Below are 7,091 nucleotides of genomic sequence, written 5' to 3'. Positions count from 1 at the left end.
CAAAGCAATAAATAGATAATGACAATCATAATCAAAAACCCTTGAATAATTCAATCGTGCATGATATACTTGTAACAGATCAAATATGAAGTCAATAAGATTAGAGTGTATACACTAAGTTAGAACACTTTATATCGAAATAAGCAATAAGAAGGAGGAATATTTATGTCATTTCAATTACCAAAGTTACCCTATAGTTATGATGCATTAGAACCCCACTTTGATGCCATGACCATGGAAATTCATCATAGTAAACATCATGCGGCTTATACAAACAATCTCAATGCGGCTTTAGAAGGCCAAGGTATTGATCAGTCGATAGAGGAGATATTAGCAAGTCTAAACAACTTACCCGTAGATCTACAGACAGCTGTTCGAAATAATGGAGGTGGGTTTTATAACCACAGTCTATTCTGGAAAGGGCTATCACCAGACGGGGGAGGAAACCCAACAGGTCCATTGGCAGAAGCCATAGACGCAACTTTCGGTTCCTTTGAAGCCATGAAAGAAGCCTTTAACAAAGCCGCTGCCACAAGGTTCGGTTCTGGATGGGCATGGCTGACCTTATCAGAAGGAAAATTAGAAATAAGCTCAACCCCTAACCAAGACAGTCCGATTAGTGAAGGCAAGCAACCTATTTTAATTCTAGATGTATGGGAACATGCTTACTATCTGAAGTATCAAAACAGACGGCCTGATTATATTCAAGCGTTCTGCGAGATTGTTAATTGGGATGAAGCCAACAGAAGATTTGAATCCTTTAAATAGTACAAATTACTTATAAAAAAATAATAAAAAACCTAACCTTTCACAATATTTTTTGAATGGTTAGGTTTTTTTTGCAGTATAATAAAAGTAATGGACAAGATAATAAACTATTAAGGGGGATGGGAATGGTTATCAGAATACTTAGAATAATCATAATAGGTATCATATTAACAGGAGTGCTTAGTGGCTGTATAGGAAAAAGACAGGAAGAAGTTGTCATTTATACTTCAGTCGATCAGATTTTTGCAGAAGATATTCTTAAAGATTTTGAAAACAAAACAGGTATTAAAACAAAAACGGTCTTTGACGTTGAAGCGACCAAAACAGTGGGACTAGCAAATAGAATTATTTCGGAAAAGAATATGCCACAGGCAGATGTTTACTGGAGTGGAGAATTTGTCATGACCATTTTGCTAGCTAAAGATGGCCTACTAGAACCTTATGCATCACCATCAGCAAATGATATACCATCCATATATAAAGACACCCAAAACCTATGGACGGGTTATGCAGGTAGAGCTAGGATCATATTGGTCAATAAAAATCTAGTTGCGCCAAAGGATTATCCGAATTCAATCTATGACTTTTTAGATTCCAACAGAGACCCCAATATGATGGCTATTGCCCAACCAATGTTTGGAACAACCATGACCCATGCCGCCGCCTTATATGCTTATCTAGGTGAGGATGAGGGTAGAACATTTTTTGAAAAACTAAAAGAGCGTGGTGTTAAAGTGGTTGATGGCAACTCTGTTGTCAGGGACATGGTTGTAAGCGGTCAAGTTGCTTTTGGATTGACAGATACAGACGACGCTTGTATAGCGGTAAAAAAAGGAGATCCCGTCGAAATCATCATACCGGATCAAGATGAAATGGGTGCCCTAGTAATACCAAATACAGTTGCATTAATCAAAGATGGACCAAATCCTCAAGCAGGCAGGAAGTTAATTGACTTTCTACTGGAAAAAGATATGGAAAAGACTTTAATAGAGGCCGGATGGAGTCATATTCCCGTTAGACAAATAGATATAACACCTACATGTATGTCAACAGATGAGGTTTATCCGATGCAAATTAGTTTTGAAGAAATGTTTAATTATAGAGATAAAGTGAATCAAGATATGACCACAATATTTGTAAAGTAGGTTGATACATGATGAGTGTTAGGCAATTCGGTTTGCTTTATAAAACTTTAATATATGCCTTTATGACAGGTATGATTGTCATGTTAATTGCTTTTTTGGCAACAAGTGTTATATGGACGGTTAAAAGGAAATGGTTTAATAAATATATAAAGCCACTATTTTTGACATCGATATCTATGGTTTTTGTACCTGCATATATCCATGCCTTGGCATGGATGGATTTACTAAATGCTATAGGTATCAGAGGCCAAGTGGCGAGTATTCTGGTCATGGTTATGTCACTATTGCCTTTAGGGATTATGATGTCGCTATTTGGTTTGATACTTGCAGAAGATAGCATGGTTGAGATGGGTCAACTATATACTAAAGACAAATGTGTGTTGATAAAAATCATTTTTCCAATGGCCAAGCCTGCTTTAGTGGTTGGATTTGCTATGAGTTTTGTATGGACAATTCAAGACTACAGTATTCCGTCGTTATTCTTTGTGAACACTTACGCTTTAGAGATTTTTTCAAAATACAGTTCAACCAATCAACCTATATTGCCTTTTATCATATCTTTACCAATGATGTTGATAACACTGTTTATACTATGGGTATTTATACGACGTAATAAAACCATTTTTTCCGGTTTGAGGAAAGGTCTGGCAAAAAGAGCAATGCCTTTAAGCCTACCCATTTGGATGGTTTTCCTACAATTTATAGCATTAAGTTTTGTTATGGTTCAAATAATTGTGCCGGTGTTAAGCCTAACAGTTAAAGTACAAACATTGGATAACTTATGGACATCTTTATATTTAGCATATGACGAGGTCGTTTTCACAATTATTTTAGGTGTGATGACGGCTACTGTGTCGGTGATACTGGCAACATTGCTGGTCTCAAAAGTTATGAGAATGGATAAAAATATTAAAACCATAATAGGGATGCTTCTGCTCTTACCATTGGCGATACCTGCGCCAACAGTAGGAATAGGATTGAATTTTGTCTTTGGTAGAGCCAGTATGAGTTTTATATATGGGACATTGTGGATGCCGGTTTTTGCAAACATAATTCGGTTTTTGTCTTTTGCCTGCATGGTTATGATGGCCCAACATATGAGATTGGATCAGAGTATGCTAGAAAGTGCCAAGATTTTTCAAAAAAATAGGTTTCATGGTTTTTACAAAGTGTATGTGCCAATGTTGTCACCTGGATTTTTGGCGTCCTTCTTTCTTGTTTTTATATTAACAATTGGGGAACTGAGTGCAACCTTGATTGTGGTACCGGCGGGTACATCCACTATAACAATGAGAATATATAATTATTTACACTATGGTTCCTCACATCTTGTAGCAGGGTTATGCTTGATTATACTAAGCATAGCCATCATAACCGGATTTTTTTTGATCCATTTGTTGGCAAAAAGCGAGGTGTAACTTGAAGCAAGGAGAACCGATCTTGAGAATAAATGCTGTAGAAAAAAAATATAATCATCAAGAAGTATTAAAGGGCATAGACTTGATGGTGACATCCGGTGAGCGCATCGTTGTGATGGGTCCATCCGGAAGCGGAAAAACAACCTTATTAAGACTCATTGCGGGTCTTGAAAGGCCTGATTCAGGTGAAATCCATATGTTTGACAAAATCGTAAGTCAACCTGGGAAAGTGATGTCACCCTATAAAAGGCAAATAGGTATGGTTTTTCAAAATGCTACCTTGTGGCCTTTTATGAGTGTTGAAAAAAATATTCTATTTCCAATGCATAAAAATGAAATAAAAACACAACAAAATCACATAGGTGCATTATTGGATCATCTAGACATTAGACGCTTGCTTCATACAAGGCCATCTGACCTTTCGGGAGGAGAAGCTAAAAGAGTTGCTATAGCTAGAGCCTTGGTTTCAAATCCCAAAATACTATTATTAGATGAACCCTTGACACATTTGGACCGACATTCAAAAGAAAAAATAACAGAGGCAATAGATGCGTTTATTATTAAGAATAAATCCACTTTGATTTATGTAACCCATGATGAATCTGAAGCAAAGCAGTTAGCAAACTCCAAATATATAATAGAGGACGGTTTTTTGATTCATGAAAATGATATTTAATTTAAGACATATATTATTTCTTTTAATATGTTTAGCCGTGATCACCTTGGCCATTATGGGGGGGCGTTATTTCACAGCTCTTGAAGATAATGTAACGGATATTGAAGGCCTGCATATAATAAGACCGCCTCAAGATGTTAATGCCATGGTTATGAATGAAGATCAGCTTTGGGTAGGGGGGCGTGATGGGGTTTATGAAATAGATATGGATACTTACACTGTCATAAGAGAACTTAAATTGCCCAAAAATGTAGACCTTGTAAAGGGCTTGGTTATGGATGAAAATAAAAAACTATGGATTGGACATTTTGGAGGGTTGACCCTATTTGATCTTGAAAAAGAGAACTATGAAGACTTAGAGGTTTTACAGGATAAAAGAGTGAATTGCATATATAAGGATGATGCTGGCATTATTTATATAGGGACATGGGGTGGTGTAACCAAATATGACGGGTTAGAATACACGCATATGGACGCAGAGGATGGATTGTTACACGATATGGTGAATGTGGTCCATCAAGATGATGGCGGTGGTATATGGTTTGGTCATTATGTAGCACCCGGTGGTGGCTTAAGTTACTTATCAAATGGCAAATGGCAGTATTTTTCCACCAATGAAGGAATGCCACATAATAATGTAACCTCTATATATCAAGATCAAAAAGGGGATGTATGGGTAGGGGTTGGACTTTTTTATGAAGGCGGATTGGTCAAATTTACAAGGGATATGAAAAGTTGGCGCATTGAGAATGTATTTATAAAAGATGAAGATGGTTTATCCGGGGAGAAGATTCGGTCTTTGTATGAAATGGAAGACGGATCATTCTGGATAGGTTCTGAGTATGATGGCATGACGATTATAAAGGATGTTCAAGAAATAACAGAACTAAAGTCAACGAGGAATTACTTTTCACAAGAACAAGGGCTTGCAGGGTACGAGGTGAAGGTTATGCTAGAAGATGAACATCATAACTTATGGTTAGGCACTCAAAATGGTGTGACGGTACTAGAAGTTGAAGCCATTAGGAAGCTATTGTTAAATAGGTAGGAGGTTGAAGCATGTGAAAAAAAGTGTGGTTGAGCCCAAAAGTCTGTTTCAATTATTGATACTTCTATTAAAATCCCTTGTCAAAGGGATACCGAAAATGATATTAAGATCCATTTTAGTTGGTGTCATCGTATGGATATTACATGCCTATCTTATTGTCGTTGTGAATAACGGTTATTTAAAAGAAGCCAGCAAGGCGGCTGAAATCTTAGGTCTGCATTGGAATATGAAAAATGCCACCATGTTTTGGGGTATTGCAGGTTGGTTGGCAACTTATTTTTTCTTTGGCCGACTTTTCGGGAAGGGTATCATTAAAGGACCAAAGTACTTTTTCATGAGTGTGGCAAAAACACCTGGTTTTTTAGTTCAAGGTTTTAAGAAATTAGGTTCTATAAAGGGACCGCTGTTGTTTTTCACATCCATAACAGCGCTTGTTATAGGTCTCATCATCGAAAGCCCAATGGTGTTGATGTTGCTCGTAATTGCATGTGTTTTATTTATGACATCAAGAAATGAAGGTTTACTATTTTTAGCCATGAAATTAGGTTATGGTGATATTCAAAGATGGTTTTTTAAGAATAAAGCATTAAAACATTTTAATGAAGGTATATTTGTGGCGGTCTTAAGTGGTTTATTAGCAGGTATGATCCTTTATGTCTTAGTACCTTATAGGCCTTACAGTGTTTATCTTTTATTATTCATGATAATCATCATGGCTGTCTTAATCTTATTGAAGAAAAAAGGTCTTAAGGTCAATGTATGGATTATAGGACTATTAAGTCTTTATGGATTCTTAATGTATGAAACAATAGGCCAAGCCCATGATGGTGGTTGGGATGAATATGGACGCAACTTTAGCAATTGGTGGCATGGTCAAGGGCGCAATGAAGCCTTACAAACAGGGACGATTCCCGCGATTGTAAGTATAATAGGCAGTATAATCGGTACCATGACGTCTCAAGGCGTTGAAGCTTTAGCACCAACAGGTGTGTCTGCACCTGAAAGCACAACAAGTTCACAAACCTATTTACCGACAGATGGTAGGGATGAAGTAGAGGCCGAAAATGCTCTAGATCTACCCCTTGGACCAATGAGTGAAATGGATTTAAAAGATATAATTGATCAACTTATTGAAGAAGTAATTGGTGAAACACCTTTAGGTGGCATTTTGGATATACCTTCTGAAATAGAAGCTTTTATAGATATATTGGAAGAAGTATATGATGTGCCGGGTCTAATTGGTGATGGTATTAGCGGTGCACAAGATTTTGTATTAACCTCCGGTCTTATCGACAGAATTTTCGAAACGTACGATAGTTACATACCAAACTGGATTACAAAAGCTGCTGAACAAACAGCCAATGAGTCATGGGATTATATGGGTGTGGTTAAGGACCTATTGGATATGAACGGTAGCATACCGGAAGGTAATCCAATTGCAGAACTAATGGATTGGGCAGGCATTACAAAAGATGCCCTTGATAATATTGGGTTAGGTGATAATGCCGTTTATGCCGGTATAAAATCATTTCTATCCAATAAAATCAAAGGTGCCATATTTGATAAGGACAAACAGCCGGGTCTCATCATTATGGATATGTTAACCACCATATTTGTTGGTGGAACAAAAGCAGGTGACATTATCAGTCCCGGTAAAACGATACAAGGCGGTGCTAATTTTATTATAGACAAGCTTACGGATTTATATAATGGCACAGATGATGTGACCAGTCGATTAAACGATGGCAAGTATGGCGGTGTCTGGCAAGTTGCCAATGAAACCACAGAAGTTATAGCCGATGGGGTCTATAATCCGGATCAATTTGCCAATGATTTTTCTGAGGTTGTAACCTCGGACGACTTTTATGATGGGATGTATCAAACCAACGATGAATTATGGCGACCGGCAGAAGGTTCTTGGGCCATTAAGAGAGCTGGCTGTTATGTTGGGCATCAAGCAACGGAAGGACTCATTAAAATTGCAGACGGCACAAGACAATTAGCCAGTTGGCTTGGTAGCTGGGTATAGAAAGGAG

At 37.4% G+C, this 7,091-nt stretch carries 6 protein-coding genes; all 6 read left to right on the top strand.

The window, feature by feature from the left end:
* The first annotated feature begins 165 nt into the window (after nucleotides 1-165).
* A complete protein-coding gene (locus P0N36_RS10010; protein WP_275842708.1) occupies nucleotides 166-768 on the top strand; it encodes a superoxide dismutase in 603 nt (200 codons plus the stop codon).
* Nucleotides 769-893: 125 nt separating this feature from the next.
* Nucleotides 894-1,913 carry an extracellular solute-binding protein gene (locus tag P0N36_RS10005; protein WP_275842707.1) on the top strand — a complete coding sequence of 340 codons (1,020 nt, stop codon included), beginning with the start codon at nucleotides 894-896 and terminating at the stop codon, nucleotides 1,911-1,913.
* 8 nt (nucleotides 1,914-1,921) lie between these two features.
* Entirely contained in the window at nucleotides 1,922-3,331 is a 1,410-nt protein-coding gene (locus P0N36_RS10000) for an ABC transporter permease (RefSeq protein ID WP_275842706.1), read from the top strand.
* A 22-nt stretch (nucleotides 3,332-3,353) separates the two neighbouring features.
* Entirely contained in the window at nucleotides 3,354-4,007 is a 654-nt protein-coding gene (locus P0N36_RS09995) for an ATP-binding cassette domain-containing protein (protein WP_275842705.1), read from the top strand.
* Nucleotides 3,991-5,055 (top strand): ligand-binding sensor domain-containing protein, encoded by a 1,065-nt coding sequence (locus tag P0N36_RS09990; protein ID WP_275842704.1) that lies wholly within the window; start codon nucleotides 3,991-3,993, stop codon nucleotides 5,053-5,055. The genes P0N36_RS09995 and P0N36_RS09990 overlap by 17 nt, the downstream gene beginning before the upstream one ends.
* Nucleotides 5,056-5,068: 13 nt before the next feature.
* On the top strand, nucleotides 5,069-7,084 hold the full coding sequence (locus tag P0N36_RS09985) for a hypothetical protein (protein ID WP_275842703.1): 2,016 nt from the start codon (nucleotides 5,069-5,071) through the stop codon (nucleotides 7,082-7,084).
* Nucleotides 7,085-7,091 lie beyond the last annotated feature (7 nt).

This window comes from Petrocella sp. FN5 (assembly GCF_029210395.1).
In the GTDB taxonomy this organism is placed as follows: Bacteria; Bacillota; Clostridia; order Lachnospirales; family Vallitaleaceae; genus Petrocella.
Note: the sequence above shows the minus strand (reverse complement) of the source record. Positions and strands in the feature narration are given on the sequence as shown.

Bases quoted from the DNA above. Each gene is read 5' to 3' on its own strand.
- P0N36_RS10010 (WP_275842708.1), top strand. From the start codon at position 166: ATGTCATTTCAATTACCAAAGTTACCCTATAGTTATGATGCATTAGAA.
- P0N36_RS10005 (WP_275842707.1), top strand. From the start codon at position 894: ATGGTTATCAGAATACTTAGAATAATCATAATAGGTATCATATTAACA.
- P0N36_RS10000 (WP_275842706.1), top strand. From the start codon at position 1,922: ATGATGAGTGTTAGGCAATTCGGTTTGCTTTATAAAACTTTAATATAT.
- P0N36_RS09990 (WP_275842704.1), top strand. From the start codon at position 3,991: ATGAAAATGATATTTAATTTAAGACATATATTATTTCTTTTAATATGT.